Source organism: Haemophilus sp. CCUG 66565 (assembly GCF_001679495.1).
GTDB lineage: Bacteria > Pseudomonadota > Gammaproteobacteria > Enterobacterales > Pasteurellaceae > Haemophilus > Haemophilus haemolyticus_K.
Genome location: NZ_LZOX01000018.1, coordinates 53,746 through 68,485 on the forward strand (window position 1 = coordinate 53,746; position 14,740 = coordinate 68,485).

Annotated in this window: 16 protein-coding genes, 1 tRNA gene and 1 pseudogene; 9 read left to right on the forward strand and 9 right to left on the reverse strand. The window is 39.1% G+C overall.

Features of this window, described 5'->3' with window-relative positions; genetic code table 11:
• Window positions 1-18: 18 nt before the first annotated feature.
• The 3 genes and pseudogenes from A9501_RS09860 to selA all read right to left on the reverse strand — a co-directional run.
• Window positions 19-196, reverse strand: a pseudogene (locus A9501_RS09860) (glycerophosphodiester phosphodiesterase); the annotation flags it as partial.
• Between the two features lie 51 nt (window positions 197-247).
• Entirely contained in the window at window positions 248-2,107 is a 1,860-nt protein-coding gene (selB, locus tag A9501_RS09275; RefSeq protein WP_065265671.1) for a selenocysteine-specific translation elongation factor, read from the reverse strand.
• Complete coding sequence (gene selA, locus A9501_RS09280) at window positions 2,104-3,489, reverse strand: L-seryl-tRNA(Sec) selenium transferase (RefSeq protein WP_065265672.1); 1,386 nt, start codon at window positions 3,487-3,489, stop codon at window positions 2,104-2,106. The genes selB and selA overlap by 4 nt, the downstream gene beginning before the upstream one ends.
• A 70-nt stretch (window positions 3,490-3,559) precedes the next feature.
• Between selA and A9501_RS09285 the strand changes: the two genes are divergently transcribed.
• Both A9501_RS09285 and mutS read left to right on the forward strand, forming a co-directional pair.
• Window positions 3,560-3,654, forward strand: a tRNA-Sec gene (locus A9501_RS09285).
• A gap of 58 nt (window positions 3,655-3,712) precedes the next feature.
• Entirely contained in the window at window positions 3,713-6,298 is a 2,586-nt protein-coding gene (gene mutS, locus A9501_RS09290) for a DNA mismatch repair protein MutS (protein ID WP_065265673.1), read from the forward strand.
• Between the two features lie 125 nt (window positions 6,299-6,423).
• Here mutS and fabR read toward each other — a convergent pair whose 3' ends face one another.
• The gene (gene fabR / locus A9501_RS09295; protein ID WP_065265674.1) at window positions 6,424-7,047 is read right to left on the reverse strand and encodes an HTH-type transcriptional repressor FabR; all 624 of its coding nucleotides are present in this window, start codon (window positions 7,045-7,047) and stop codon (window positions 6,424-6,426) included.
• Window positions 7,047-7,952, reverse strand: a complete 906-nt coding sequence (gene oxyR / locus A9501_RS09300) for a DNA-binding transcriptional regulator OxyR (RefSeq protein ID WP_065265675.1) — start codon at window positions 7,950-7,952, stop codon at window positions 7,047-7,049. Before oxyR ends, fabR begins: the two co-directional genes overlap by 1 nt.
• 124 nt (window positions 7,953-8,076) lie before the next feature.
• On the opposite strand from oxyR, the gene pgdx reads away from it, so the two are divergent.
• Window positions 8,077-8,802, forward strand: coding sequence for a hybrid peroxiredoxin PGdx (pgdx, locus tag A9501_RS09305; RefSeq protein WP_048953383.1), 726 nt, complete (start codon window positions 8,077-8,079; stop codon window positions 8,800-8,802).
• A 91-nt stretch (window positions 8,803-8,893) separates the two neighbouring features.
• On the opposite strand, the gene A9501_RS09310 is transcribed toward pgdx, so the two are convergent.
• Window positions 8,894-9,115, reverse strand: a complete 222-nt coding sequence (locus A9501_RS09310) for a SlyX family protein (protein ID WP_065265677.1) — start codon at window positions 9,113-9,115, stop codon at window positions 8,894-8,896.
• Between the two features lie 97 nt (window positions 9,116-9,212).
• Between A9501_RS09310 and fkpA the strand changes: the two genes are divergently transcribed.
• From fkpA to A9501_RS09335, 5 genes are all read left to right on the forward strand, one after another.
• A complete protein-coding gene (fkpA, locus tag A9501_RS09315; RefSeq protein WP_065265678.1) occupies window positions 9,213-9,938 on the forward strand; it encodes an FKBP-type peptidyl-prolyl cis-trans isomerase in 726 nt (241 codons plus the stop codon).
• 87 nt (window positions 9,939-10,025) lie between these two features.
• Window positions 10,026-10,691, forward strand: coding sequence for a helix-turn-helix transcriptional regulator (locus A9501_RS09320; RefSeq protein WP_065265679.1), 666 nt, complete (start codon window positions 10,026-10,028; stop codon window positions 10,689-10,691).
• Window positions 10,691-11,071, forward strand: coding sequence for a sulfurtransferase complex subunit TusD (gene tusD, locus A9501_RS09325; protein ID WP_065265680.1), 381 nt, complete (start codon window positions 10,691-10,693; stop codon window positions 11,069-11,071). The genes A9501_RS09320 and tusD overlap by 1 nt, the downstream gene beginning before the upstream one ends.
• Complete coding sequence (tusC, locus tag A9501_RS09330; protein WP_065265681.1) at window positions 11,068-11,427, forward strand: sulfurtransferase complex subunit TusC; 360 nt, start codon at window positions 11,068-11,070, stop codon at window positions 11,425-11,427. The genes tusD and tusC overlap by 4 nt, the downstream gene beginning before the upstream one ends.
• 8 nt (window positions 11,428-11,435) lie before the next feature.
• Complete coding sequence (locus tag A9501_RS09335) at window positions 11,436-11,723, forward strand: DsrH/TusB family sulfur relay protein (RefSeq protein WP_065265682.1); 288 nt, start codon at window positions 11,436-11,438, stop codon at window positions 11,721-11,723.
• Window positions 11,724-11,842: 119 nt separating this feature from the next.
• Here the strand turns inward: A9501_RS09335 and xerC are convergent, their stop codons facing one another.
• Window positions 11,843-12,730, reverse strand: a complete 888-nt coding sequence (gene xerC / locus A9501_RS09340; RefSeq protein ID WP_065265683.1) for a tyrosine recombinase XerC — start codon at window positions 12,728-12,730, stop codon at window positions 11,843-11,845.
• Window positions 12,730-13,164, reverse strand: coding sequence for a GNAT family N-acetyltransferase (locus tag A9501_RS09345; RefSeq protein ID WP_065265684.1), 435 nt, complete (start codon window positions 13,162-13,164; stop codon window positions 12,730-12,732). Before A9501_RS09345 ends, xerC begins: the two co-directional genes overlap by 1 nt.
• Window positions 13,165-13,329: 165 nt before the next feature.
• Between A9501_RS09345 and tpiA the strand changes: the two genes are divergently transcribed.
• Window positions 13,330-14,121 carry a triose-phosphate isomerase gene (gene tpiA / locus A9501_RS09350; protein ID WP_065265685.1) on the forward strand — a complete coding sequence of 264 codons (792 nt, stop codon included), beginning with the start codon at window positions 13,330-13,332 and terminating at the stop codon, window positions 14,119-14,121.
• A gap of 84 nt (window positions 14,122-14,205) precedes the next feature.
• Here the strand turns inward: tpiA and A9501_RS09355 are convergent, their stop codons facing one another.
• Complete coding sequence (locus A9501_RS09355) at window positions 14,206-14,529, reverse strand: DUF4298 domain-containing protein (protein ID WP_065265686.1); 324 nt, start codon at window positions 14,527-14,529, stop codon at window positions 14,206-14,208.
• Window positions 14,530-14,740 lie beyond the last annotated feature (211 nt).

Sequence of the window (14,740 nt, forward strand, 5' to 3'; positions counted from 1 at the left end):
ATTAGTTTTATTTACGTATTATTTTTGTTTTTTCAAAAACTCAACGCCAGTGTCAGGGAAGTCGGTGAATACACCAGTTGCGCCAGATTTATTCAATAACGCATCGTACATTTGATTTACGTCAGTGAAGAACTGATAAAATATTTTTACGCATGTTGTATGGGAGCAATTACACTTTGTATTGTTCGAGCTCTTCACTTGGTTATTTACTTCATTGAAGTTAGTTATATATCAGTAAAATGTTTCCTTATAAATCAAAAACATTTTTATCGCGCAGGATATGATCGTTTCCTTTGCGACGTAAGAAACCAGTACGATCAAAATATTCCATGAGTTGAACCGTCAGTTTTCGCCCAAAATTTAATCGATCTCGAATTTCATTTACTGATGCTTTCCCTTCTTTTTCTGCGATTTGCTTAATAAGGCGAGCATAGGTATAAATGTTTTCAGTTAAGAAAAATCTATCTTTTACGATGGGTGTGAGATACCCTAGTTTGCCTGCTTTATACATAAAGTTACGCATTTGGGATTCATCCATAGCCAAGGCATTTGCCATATCACGCACCCAAATTGCTTGTCCTTGAGCTTTTTCAAATTCATCGAGTACACTTGCCCAATATTTTTGTTCTTCTTGGCTAAATTGGATTTTATGTTCGGGTAAGTGAAGCCAACCTCGAGTTTGCTGTAATCTTCCATCTTCTAACATTTCATCAATAAAATGATTGATCAAGTTTTCAGGCTGGTTTAAGGCGGCCATTCGGTAGAGACGAGCTTTGCTTACACCAAGTTGATCATTATGCTGTTCATGGTAGGTATTAAGTGCGGTTAAAATTAGTTGTATTTTTTCTTTTTTGTAGTCTGTATTAAAGCACCAATCTTGATAGCGAACAGCGCTACGTTCGGTAAGTGCATTATCTAGTTGTTTATTTGTGAGTTGTTCTATCCACATCAGTTTACGAGCTGATATTGCATTATGTTGAAGGATGAATGCAATTCGTTGTGCTGCATTTTCAGCAAGCGCTAAATTTGCCAAGAAGCTTAATCGACCCTCTGTTCGTTTATGTCGTTTGGGTGAATCAATTTCTAATACGCGCGCACCTGCAATTAACGATTTAGCATCACCACTGCGTAAAATAAGTTTGTCTCCGAAAGCCAAAAATAATGGTGAATCTAATATGATTTCAGCCAAAGTGCGGTCATTTTTAGAGGCATTTTTTCCTTGTAATAAGGTGAGCTTACCCGTAGTGCGACTCGCGCCGTGATAAATATGCACAGGTTGGCTTTCATTTAATGGTATTTCAGCCAAAATTTGTACACTGATGCGATCTGTTGGTGGAAGAGGATCATCCTGCAATAACCAATCGCCTCGTTTCATTGGCGTGCGGTCTAAATCAGCATTTAAATTTAACGCTAAACGTTGCCCCGCAATACCTTGTTCGCTTGATGTATTTTGTGCGTGAATCGCTTTTACACGAACTTTCTGTCCTGTGGAAAGGTAAAGTTCATCGTTGATTTTCACTGTTCCTGAAAAGGCTGTGCCTGTCACGACAGTACCCGCCCCTTTTACGCTGAATACTCGGTCTATTGCGTAACGGAAAGGTTTCTGGGTATCAGATAATTCAGGTAGATTAGCTAAGTAATGACGTAATTCACTGATGCCTTGTCCTGTTTCTGCTGAGGTAACGAAGTAGTTAGTATCGCGTAAAAAACTGTAATCTTGTTTAATAGTTTGGATTAACGATTCAATTTGCGCTGAATTTGTACGATCTGCTTTTGTGATGACAACAATAATTTCGTGGAATTGAAGCTGGCGTAATATCGCTAAATGTTCTTTTGTTTGCGCTGCAACGCCTTCATCCGCAGCGACAATTAACATTGCATAATGTACACCACCTAAACCAGCTAGCATATTTGATAAGAATTTTTCGTGCCCTGGCACATCAATAAAGCCAAGCACTTTGTTTTCTAAAGGCAGATAGGCATACCCCAAATCAATGGTCATTCCGCGTTTTTTTTCTTCTGGTAAATGTGCGGTACTTGTGCCAGTTAATGCTTTTAATAATGCTGTTTTGCCGTGATCAACGTGACCTGAAGTAACAATAATCATAGTTCATCCAATGTATTTAATAATGTTTCAATATCCGAAAGGCTACGTAAATCTAGCCAAATTTTTCCGTTTTCCATTCGCCCAATAATAGGTTGAGAAAGTTGTTTAAAACGATTTGAAAGTGCGGAAAGTTTTGCGTTTGTTTTTTCTGCGATAGTAATAGCCATGGAAGGGATTCTTTCCATAGGTTGTGATCCGCTACCGATTTGTGCTTGGCTAGCTTCAATTTGAAGCTCAAATTGTGAATTTAAGCGAGATTCTAACCGCTCTTTGAGACGCGTAGCATTTATTTTGAGTTGTTCTAATGGCTGCGTGAGTAAGCGCAGAGTTGGTAATTTTTCAGTTAATTTTTCAGGATTTAAATATAAACGTAATGTGGCTTCTAAGCCTGCTAAAATGACTTTATCGCAACGTAATACACGCTTGATAGGATGGGCTTGTAATTGTTCGATCCATTCTTTTTTACCCACAATAATGCCAGCTTGCACACCACCAAGCAATTTATCGCCAGAGAAAGAGACCAAATCCACACCTTGTGCGACTTTTTCTTGCACGGTTGGTTCTTTTGGTAAGCCATATTGGCTTAAATCAACTAATGCCCCGCTGCCTAAATCAGTTACAACAGGCACATTTATTTCTCGGCCTAGTTCCGTAAGCTCTTCTTCTGAAACTGAAGAGGTAAAACCACAAATTTGATAATTGCTGCTATGCACTTTCATTAAAAAAGCCGTATTTTCAGTGATAGCATTACGATAATCTTTCAGGTTAGTACGATTAGTGGTGCCCACTTCCACTAAATGGCATCCAGCTTGTTCCATAATATCTGGAATACGAAATGCGCCGCCAATTTCAATTAATTCGCCACGAGAAATAATTACTTCTTTACCTTGAGCAAAGGTTGCCAGCATTAACAATACCGCAGCGGCGTTGTTATTCACTATACAGGCTGCTTCAGCGCCAGTGAGTTTGCATAATAATTCACTGATGTAATTATCGCGATGACTACGCTTACCTTCATCTAAATCATATTCAAGCGAAACATTTTTTTGCATCGCAGAAAGGGCTGCCTGTTGTGCTGCTTCAGACCAAAGTGCCCGCCCAAGATTTGTGTGCAACACCGTACCAGTTAGATTATGCACCGCATTGATTTGTACTTGGTTTTGTTTTTGTAGGCGAGAATGAATTTCTACAAAAGTGCGGTCAAAATTAGAAAAATATTCAGGTAGTTGATTATTTTTTTGAATAAATTGACGAGCTTGCGTTAATAATTCTCGACATGTTGCCACGACTGCTGTGTGACCAAATTCGGTAATGAGTTGTAATCCTTGAGGTGTTTTGAGAATTTTGTCAACGGAAGGAAGTTGTTGAAAAAGTGCGGTCATTTTTGAATCCGTTTAAAATAACGTTGAATTACCGATTAATTTACGCTAAAGTAACCTCAATTTCAACCACGGAAGGTCGTCATCTCCGGTGAGGTGGCAGGACTTCAAATCCTGTTGGGGACGCCAGCGTTCCCGGGTGGGTTCGACTCCCATGACCTTCCGCCAATCTATATAAATCCTCATAGATTCACTTAAATATCTCATCTTACAAGTAGGTAGCCCCATGTTTTCCGGAGAAACATTTCAACAACATACGCCAATGATGCAACAATATCTAAAACTCAAAGCAGAGAATCCAGATATTTTGTTGTTTTATCGCATGGGGGATTTTTACGAGTTGTTTTATGATGATGCGAAAAAAGCGGCGGCATTGTTGGATATTTCTTTGACGAAACGAGGTCAATCTGCAGGGCAACCCATTCCAATGGCGGGGGTGCCTTATCATGCAGTGGAAGGTTATTTAGCAAAATTGGTTCAGTTGGGTGAGCCTGTGGCGATTTGTGAACAGATTGGCGATCCTGCTACAAGCAAAGGGCCTGTGGAGCGCCAAATTGTGCGAATTGTTACACCCGGTACGGTGAGTGATGAAGCACTTTTGCCCGAGCGCCAAGACAATCTGATTGCGGCGGTATATCAAGAAAAAGAAAAATTTGGATTAGCCACTTTGGATATGACCTCTGGTCGTTTTCAGCTTTGTGAACCTGTAGATAAAGAAACATTGCGTGCGGAATTGCAACGTATTGCACCAGTTGAATTGCTGTATTGTGAAGAATTTAATGAAATGGCTGCGATTGAACATTGCAAGGGATTACGCCGTCGCCCTATTTGGGAATTTGAACTTAGCACCGCCATTACGTTACTGAATCGCCAATTTGGCACAAAAGATTTACGCGCTTTTGGTGTGGAAAAATCCCCTCTAGGCTTAAGTGCGGCAGGTTGTTTATTACAATATGCAAAAGAAACGCAACGTACTGCATTGCCACATATTCAAAGCATTAGCTTAATTCAAAATCAAGACTGTATTCAGTTAGATGCCGCTACGCGCAGAAATCTTGAATTAACGCAAAATCTTGCGGGTGGTACAGAAAATACGCTAGCGTCTGTATTGGATAAATGTGTCACGCCAATGGGCAGCCGCTTGTTGAAACGTTGGATTCACCAGCCTATTCGTAATGTGGAAAAATTAAAACAACGCCAACAAGCGATTGCGGAAATTCTGAATTTTGATTTGGTCGATGAACTTCAGCCTTATTTGCAATTAGTTGGCGATATGGAGCGTATTTTAGCGCGTGTGGCGCTACGTTCAGCGCGTCCACGCGATCTCACCCGCTTGCGCACGGCGTTAGAACAAATTCCAGAATTACGCGCGATTGTGCAACAAAAAACACCGCCATTTTTAACCGCTCTTTTCGGTCAAATTGCCGATTTCACCGAGCAGTGCGATTTATTGCAACGTGCATTGATTGAAACGCCTCCGCTTTTAATTCGGGATGGTGGCGTGATTGCTAAAGGATACAATGCGGAGTTAGACGAATGGCGTATGCTGTCTGATGGCGCAACCCAATATTTGGAAAACCTAGAAAAACGTGAGCGTGAAAGCACGGGTATTGATACGCTAAAAATCGGTTTTAATGCAGTGCATGGTTATTACATTCAAATTAGCCAAGGCCAAGCGCATAAAGCACCCATTCATTATGTGCGCCGCCAAACCCTGAAAAATGCAGAGCGTTACATTATTCCTGAACTCAAAGAATATGAAGACAAAGTGCTGAAATCGAAAGGCGCAGCGTTAGCATTAGAAAAGCAGCTGTATGATGAATTATTTGATTTATTATTACCGCACTTAGGTTCATTACAACTGGCGAGCCTTGCACTTTCTGAATTGGATGTATTGGTCAATCTTGCCGAGCGCGCAGACACCCTCAATTACGTTATGCCAACATTCTGTGATGAAGTGAGTGTGAAAATTGAAAATGGTCGCCATCCTGTCGTGGAACAAGTATTAAAAGATCCTTTTATCGCCAACCCAGTGGAATTAAATCACCATCGTCATTTGTTAATTATCACTGGGCCAAATATGGGTGGTAAAAGTACTTATATGCGCCAAACTGCATTAATTACATTGCTGGCATATATCGGCAGCTTTGTGCCGGTAGACAGCGCACGAATTGGGCCGATTGATCGTATTTTTACTCGAATTGGTGCGTCTGATGATTTAGCCTCAGGGCGTTCAACCTTTATGGTGGAAATGACTGAAATGGCAAATATTCTTCATCAAGCTACTTCGCAAAGCCTTGTTCTTATTGATGAAATCGGTCGAGGCACATCTACTTATGATGGCCTATCCTTAGCTTGGGCTTGTGCAGAATGGTTAGCCAAAAAAATCCGCTCACTTACATTATTTGCCACCCATTATTTTGAATTAACCGCGTTGCCAGAACAACTAGAAGGCATCGCCAACATTCATTTAGATGCCCTTGAGCATAACAACACCATCGCCTTTATGCACGCTGTACAAGATGGTGCTGCAAGTAAAAGTTATGGTTTGGCGGTGGCTGCTTTGGCTGGTGTGCCACAATCCGTTATTAAACTAGCAAAACAGAAATTGACAAAATTAGAAAAAACCTCAGGTCATTCAGCCGATCAACAAATTCAGGCATTGCGTGAAGTCAATCACACGCAAGGTGAATTATTGTTTGAACAAGAAACGGATACACTAAGAGAGGCAATCGAAAAACTGGATCCCGATGATTTAAGCCCTAAACAAGCATTGGCATATTTGTATCAGTTAAAGAAAATGGTAAGTTAAAATATAGAGAAGAATGGCCACATTTCATAAAGCAAAATGTGGCCATTTGTTATGTTATAAATGAATAATAGGATAACTAATCCAGTTTTGCGGATTTAGTTGTAAGCCAAAAAGTGCGGTTAAGTTTATGTGTGTTTTCCTTTTTCTTTTTGAGCCGCGAAATCTGCACCTTTTGCTAACATTCTTAATTGTAAAATTACGCGTGTTTTGAGTTGTTCTCTTTCAGCTTTATTCATATCTAAAGCATTTGCTCCAGCGGTGAAGACAATAGTCACAATGCCTTCAGCTTGAACATATGCAATATATTGAGAATACTGATGCTTAGATGAAATATACTCTGCGAGTTCATCGACAAAATGTTTGATTTCTCGTGCGGCCGCAGTTCGAAATGCTTGGGAGGTACCCGAGCTTTCACGTAATAATAAGCGGAAAACATTTGTGCTATTGGTAATAAATTCAAAAAACGTATCAACAGAAACAGAAATTACACTACCACCAGCATCGATACGTTTACGTGCTTGTCGCATTAATTGACGCAAAATTAAACCAGCTTCATCTACCATTTCTAAGCCTAATTCATCCATGTCGCTAAAATGACGATAAAACGAAGTTGGCGCAATACCCGCTTCACGAGCGACTTCGCGTAAACTTAAGTTGGAAAAGCTTTTTTCCGCACTGAGCTGATTAAACGCGGCATTTACTAAGGCTCGACGTGTTTTCTCTTTTTGAATTGCACGGACCCCGGCCATTATTTTTCTCCGGCTAAAATTAATTTTACTTCACTGCTGATTGCACCGGCTACGCGTTCGTAACGGTTACGTAAAGGTGAACCAGGTCGATAAACCAAAGCAATAGTGCGTGATGGTTCAGGTGAGTGACAAGGAATATATTTTACACCTTTACGAGCACCTTCATTTAATACAGCAAGTTCAGGCATAAACGTGATACCTGCATTTGCAGAGACCATATTGCGCAAAGTTTCTAGGCTTGTGGCTTGGAAGTGGGCATTTTCTTTCGCGCCTGCCGTGAAGCAATAATCTAAAGCCTGATTACGTAAGCAATGACCATCGTCTAACATTAGCATTTCTTGACCTTTCAGTTGATTCATAGACATTTTCTTTTCTTTTGCCCAAGGATGTTCATCTGATACGGCCAGTAACATTTTTTCATTAAAAATAGGCACTTCAATAAAGGCTTCTGTTTCGGGCACGGTAGCTACAATTGCACAATCTAAACGACCAGTTTCAAGTTGTTCTAGCAATTGATGTGTTTGTGCTTCGTAGAGAAAGACTTCTAGATCCGGAAAGGCAGCTTTTAGCGTTGGAACAATATAAGGTAATAAGTAAGGGCCAACAGTTGGGATTAAACCGATATGTAACGGGCCTGTCATGTCCTTACCTTGATTACTTGCCATTTCTTTCAATAATTTTACTTCACGCAACACGGTACGCGCTTGTTCTACAAGTAACATACCTGATTGTGTGAATAATACTTTACGGCTGGTTCGTTCTAATAAAATAATGCCAAGTTCATCTTCGAGCTTGCGAATTTGACCACTTAAAGTGGGTTGGCTGACATTGCAAGAATCGGCAGCACGGCGGAAATGTTTATATTCTGATAAGGCTACAAGGTATTCTAAATCTCGGATATTCATTTGATTCTTCCTATAGAAAATTTCAATTAAAAAAATAGAATTAATTGATTGTAACTATACCATAAATTTCCCTATAATCCAGCGCATTCAAATTAAATCAACAACCAATAGGAGAATAATGATGATGTCTAATATGGAAGGTAAAAAAGTCCCTCAAGTAACATTCCGCACTCGTCAGGGTGATAAATGGGTTGATGTAACTACCTCTGAATTATTTGATAACAAAACAGTGATCGTGTTCTCATTACCAGGCGCATTCACGCCGACTTGTTCATCTTCTCACTTACCTCGTTATAACGAATTAGCCCCTGTATTCAAAAAATATGGTGTGGATGATATTGTTGTGGTTTCAGTCAATGATACTTTCGTGATGAATGCATGGAAGGAAGACGAAAAATCTGAAAACATCACTTTCATTCCAGATGGTAATGGTGAGTTTACAGAGGGCATGGGAATGCTTGTTGGTAAAGAAGATTTAGGTTTTGGTAAACGTTCTTGGCGCTATTCTATGTTAGTGAAAAATGGCGTAGTAGAAAAAATGTTTGTTGAACCAAATGAACCGGGTGATCCGTTCAAAGTTTCTGATGCAGATACAATGTTAAAATATCTTGCGCCACAGCATCAAATTCAAGAATCTATTTCAATCTTCACTAAACCAGGTTGTCCGTATTGCACAAAAGCAAAACAACTTTTACATGATAAAGGATTAAGTTTTGAAGAAATTGTATTAGGCCATGATGCTACTATCGTGAGTGTACGTGCGGTTTCTGGTCGTACTACTGTTCCACAAGTGTTTATCGGTGGTAAGCATATTGGCGGTAGCGACGATTTGGAAAAATACTTTTCATAAGCAGGCAAGTATTTAGCTGATTATTATTTGGGAATGTAATTTAAAGGGCGCATAATGCGTCCTTTTTATTTATACGAATTTATTGCAGAAATTAATAATGCGGTGGTGGCGTTTCTTCCGCTTGGCTTGCAATGTTTGATGGATGAAAATCTTTTAATTTACTTGCCACATAGCGTAGCTGAACTTGCATTTTATCAAGCGCAAATTGTTGTTGAACTAATGCATGATTCAGTTCGTCTAATAGTTGCTCTTGAAACGCGATTTTGGTTTCAAGTTCAGCAATACGATTTTCTAATATTTGTTCAATGTGCATAAAATTTCTCTAAATTTTAAAAAAAAGTTGAGAATAGGTTAAAAGCGATTTAATCTAGCCTCAGAATTATTTCATTTATTATAAAGGATTAACGCATATGTTAAAAATTCAAAAATTATCTATCGCAGCATTAATGGTAAGTGCGGTGATTTCTGGCCAAGTTTTTGCGGAAGAAAAAGCGCTTGATGAAAAAGCTGCTTCTTATGCCGTGGGCGCATTAATGGGTGGGCAAATGAAAGATTTGGTCGATGCGCACAAAGAAGTGATTACTTATGATAATGCTCGTATCTTAGATGGTTTAAAAGATGCTTTAGAGGGTAAAGTTGATGTGCGTAAAGATGAAAATGTACAAAAAACTTTAGAAGCTATTGAAGCGAAATTAGTATCTGCATCGAAAGCAAAAGCGGAAGCCATTGCGAAAAGTGCTCAGGATGAGGGGGATAAATATCGCGCTGATTTTGCTAAAGGCAAAGATGTTAAAACGACTAAATCAGGTTTACTTTACAAAATTGAAAATGCAGGTAAAGGTGAGGCAATTAAGGCTACCGATACTGTAAAAGTGCATTACACTGGTAAATTACCAAATGGCAAAGTATTTGATAGTTCTGTGGAGCGTGGTCAACCGGTTGAATTCCAATTAAATCAAGTTATTCCTGGATGGACAGAAGGCCTTCAATTGGTGAAAAAAGGTGGAAAAATTCAGTTAGTGATTCCACCAGAGTTAGGTTATGGTAAACAGGGTGCCGGTGCTTCTATTCCACCTAATTCAACCCTCATTTTTGATGTAGAAGTTTTAGATGTAAATCCTAAATCAGAAAAATAATACTTCTAGTCATGGCACGTGTTTTTTTAATGCGTGCCACTTGTTATAAAACTCAGTGAATTTTGACCGCACTTTTAACCTCGAACCATGACATTAAACGATAAACAACCTTTCACGGATGAAGATCGCACTATTATTAATTCTTATATAGCGGTTGTTGATGGCGTTAGCGCGCTGATTGGCGAACACTGTGAAATCGTTTTACATTCTTTAGAAGATATTGAGCATTCTGCTATTTGTATTGCAAATGGCCATAACACGAATCGTCAAGTGGGCTCACCAATTACTGATTTGGCATTACGTTCACTCCGTAATATGCAAAGTGAAAGTGTTTCTAAGCCTTATTTTACTCGCACTAAAGGCAGTGTGTTGATGAAATCTGTCACGATTGCGATTCGTAATAAAGCCCAACGTATTATTGGTTTACTTTGTATTAATATTAATTTAGATGTACCAATTTCACAATTTGTACAGGCTTTTATGCCAACAGAAAAAACAGAAGAAACATCGGCTGTCAATTTTGCAAGCTCTGTTGAGGATTTAGTCAATCAAACTATTGAGAAAACCATAGAGGAAGTAAATACTGATCGTATGGTGGCCAATAACACTAAAAACCGCCAAATTGTCTTATCTCTGTATGAAAAAGGCATTTTTGACATTAAAGATGCAATCAATTTAGTGGCAGAGCGTTTGGATATTTCCCGCCATACGGTCTATCTGTATATTCGTCAAATAAAACACGAGCAAGAATAATGCGCTATGTACTTGCAGTTAAAAGCCCTATTTATGGTCAGCAAGGGGCTTTTTTAGCTTACCAATTTGCCAAAGCATTGATTGAAAAAAAACATGAGATCGCCCAAATTTTCTTTTTCCAAGATGGTGTGACGAATGGAAACGCATTAGTTTATCCTGCTAGTGATGAAGTCAATTTGCAAAAGTGTTGGCAAGATCTTGCTATGATGCATCAAATCCCATTGCACCTTTGTGTTGCCGCTTCACAACGTCGTGGTATCGTGGATACTTTAATGGCAGAAAACCCAGAAAACATCAATCTTGCTGAGGGCTTCACGATTGCGGGGCTAGGTGAATTTATATCGGCAACATTAAAGGCTGAGCGAGTCATCACATTATGAAAATTGCTTTTTTGTTTAAAACCGCTCCCCATGGCACCGCACTTTCCCGTGAGGGATTAGATGCATTACTTGCCGCAACGGCTTTTTGTGATGAAGAGGATATTGGCGTATTCTTTATAGATGACGGCGTGCTGAATCTTGTTTCTTATCAACAACCAGAACATATTCTCCAAAAAGATTTTATTCGCACCTTTAAATTGTTAGATTTATATGAAATAACACAACGTTTCATTTGTTCAGAAAGTTTGGAAAAATTCGGTATTTCGTCAGAGCAATGTATTATTTCAGCTGAAAAAATGGATCGTGCTTCTTTTATGTCCAGACTGAATCAAGCTGAAAAATTGCTGACTTTTTAAGGAAAATCATGCTTTATACTTTTTCACAAGCAGATTATGCGCAAAGAGAACTTGAGGGGTATTTTGCGAATATTACTGAGAATGATGCGGTAGTGTTATGGCAAGATGGCGTCTTGCTCGCAATTAAATATCCGCATTGTTTTGAACAATGCCCAGCTGAATGTCTGTTGTTAGAGCAAGATATTCTGGCAAGAAATCTTACTGCACTTTTACCTAGAGAAAGTAAAGTGCGGTCTATTACTATGCTGGATTTTGTGGCGATAACGCAGAAGTTTTACCCGCAATTAGCACTCTGAATTAAACTAAATTTGCCACAGTGTATTAAGCAGGTAAAGTTTTTTCTCATTTGTTCCCCATTCCCTTCTAGCCAGAATCATGGCTTACCTCTTTTTATTATAAAAGGTTTATTGAGCGTTTATTTTTTACGTTTCGCTCTTGGATGAGCCTGATCGTACACTTCTGCCAGGTGTTGAAAGTTTAAGTGAGTATAAATTTGTGTGGTGGAAAGATTACTATGCCCAAGCAATTCTTGTACGGCACGTAAATCAGAACTGGCTTCCAACATATGCGTTGCAAAAGAATGACGTAATTTGTGCGGATTAAGATGGCTATTTAAGCCTTGACGAATTCCCCAAGTTTCCAAACGTTTTTGAATGGCTCGATGAGAAATACGATTTCCAAGCTGGCTAACAAATAGCGCTTCATCTTTTGGGTTAAATAATGCTCGCACTTTTAACCATTCTTGAATGGCATGTGATGCATAACGCCCAAACGGCACTACACGCTCTTTGTTGCCTTTCCCGATAACACGCACTTCCCGCACACGAGTATTAATGCTGTTTAAATCTAATCCTTGTAATTCAGATAAACGTAAACCCGAACTATACATTAATTCCAAAATAGCACGATCACGAATATCAATCGGCTCTTTGCTATCGTTGGCAAGCAATTGTTGAACTTGCTCGCCATCCATATTTTTCGGTAAATGCTTGCCTTGTTTCGGTGCAGAAATGCCTGTGGCGGGATTTACTTTCAATTCGCCTTGTTGCACCAAAAAACTGAGAAATCGACGCAATGCGGATAAACGCAAAGCCAAGCTTTTTTCTTTTAAGCCTTGTTTTTTGCTTTCCGCCAAAATAAAGCGCACCACGCTGGGTGTCACTTGTGCCCAAGCATGAATATCTTGTTGCGTTAATATTTTGATGATGGCATCAAGTTGATGTTGATAATTAGTGAGCGTGTGAGGGCTCATTTGGCGTTCAATCCGCAAATAATCCCAATAACGATTTAACGCTGTTAACATTACAGACTCAATTCAAATAAACGTTCTTTCGGGTTTAATTTAAACCCTTCCGATTCCAACATTGAATATTGATTTTGCGCTAATTCGGCGACTAAACGATTTGATTGCGTGAAATGCACAAAGTCTTTTGCTTTAGAAATCAACGCCGCATAAATTTCCGTTTGTTGAGCATGTTCTAACACAAAAATATCGGTGATTTGCCAATAGCGTTGTAATTGTAAAGAAGAAAGGCGAGGGAAAAGCTGCACAAAGCCAATAGCCTTTTCATTTTCATCCACCGCAATAAAAAACAGACTTTCATTAAAACGCATGCGATTAGTTAAAAAAGCCAAGGTGCGTTCTGGATTCTCTGCTTGTCCATAGGCTTGGCGATAGGCTTCAAAAAGAGGAAGAAGCATGTCAATATTCCATTGTTCAGCTTTGAAAAGTTTCATAATTGGTTATTTTTTATTGGTTCCATACAGGTAATTGTAGCTTTTTAGCACAAGATAATCATCTTTCTATGAGAATTTTTTTAATTTTATGATCTTCTGCAAAGAATCGTGGCGAAATTTTGGTATAGTAAGCAAGTTAATTTTATCAACTATGGAGAAACAAAAATGGCACGTCGTCCTTTAGTTATGGGTAACTGGAAATTAAACGGTTCCAAAGCGTTCACCAAAGAATTAATCGAAGGATTAAAAGCAGAATTACATGATGTAACAGGTTGTGATGTAGCAATTGCTCCCCCCGTTATGTATTTAGGTACGGCTGAAGCAGCACTTTCTGGTTGTGGTTGCAGCTGCGGCGGTAAAAGTGTGGTTCAATTAGGTGCACAAAACGTAGATATCAATGTGAAAGGTGCATTTACTGGTGATATTTCTAGCGAAATGTTAAAAGATTTTGGTGCCAAATATATCATTATTGGCCACTCTGAGCGTCGTACTTACCACAAAGAAAGCGACGAATTCGTAGCAAAAAAATTTGGTGCATTAAAAGAAGCAGGCTTAGTACCAGTATTATGTATCGGTGAAACTGAAGCTGAAAACGAAGCGGGCAAAACTGAAGAAGTATGTGCGCGTCAAATTGATGCGGTGATCAACGCATTGGGCGTAGAAGCATTCAACGGTGCAGTGATCGCATACGAACCAATCTGGGCGATTGGTACGGGTAAATCTGCGACTCCAGCGCAAGCACAAGCAGTTCATGCATTTATCCGCAGCCACATCGCTGCCAAATCTCAAGCCGTGGCAGATCAAGTAATTATCCAATACGGCGGTTCTGTAAATGATGCAAATGCAGCTGAATTATTTACTCAGCCAGACATCGATGGCGCATTAGTAGGTGGCGCATCATTAAAAGCCCCAGCATTTGCAGCAATTGTAAAAGCAGCGGCAGCAGCGAAAAATTAATTTTTAGTTAATTAGAATAACAACAAAAGTGCGGTGAATTTTCACCGCACTTTGTTTATGAATTCAAGCAAACTGTATTGCCAATTACTTTCCATTCGCTTGATCAAGAATTTTAGTCACCACTTTCAAATACTCAATCGCCAAGCCCTGTTGCGCAACACTGGCGTTAAAAACCAAGTCTTCGGAAAGTATGCCACAAGGTTGGTCTTTGGGTACTTCGCCATTTTCGTAAGCCTCGAAATCTTCTCGCCAATCCCCTTCGAAGTAATAATGTTCTAGGCGTTTCATTTTAGGTAAAAACGCCTGCCATTTTTCCAAAAACTGTTCTGCCTCGGTAAGAAAACTATTTGCTTCATCTAAAATACTTTCCATTTTGGCAAGTTGGGATAAACGTTCTTTTGATAGCATATTTTTTCCTTATTAAATAGTGATGTGGTCGGAGTAGATTGTATCCCACTTTCATCATTGAGGTATTTTATCTATATTTCAGGAAAAATGAGGTTAAATAGATTAAAAATTTAATGTCAATCTTTGTAAAGTTTAGTAAAGATACTTTCTATTTAATTTGATAGTCTGTAAAATCCCTGCGACAATTTAAAATTGCAAGGTGTAGGTAGTA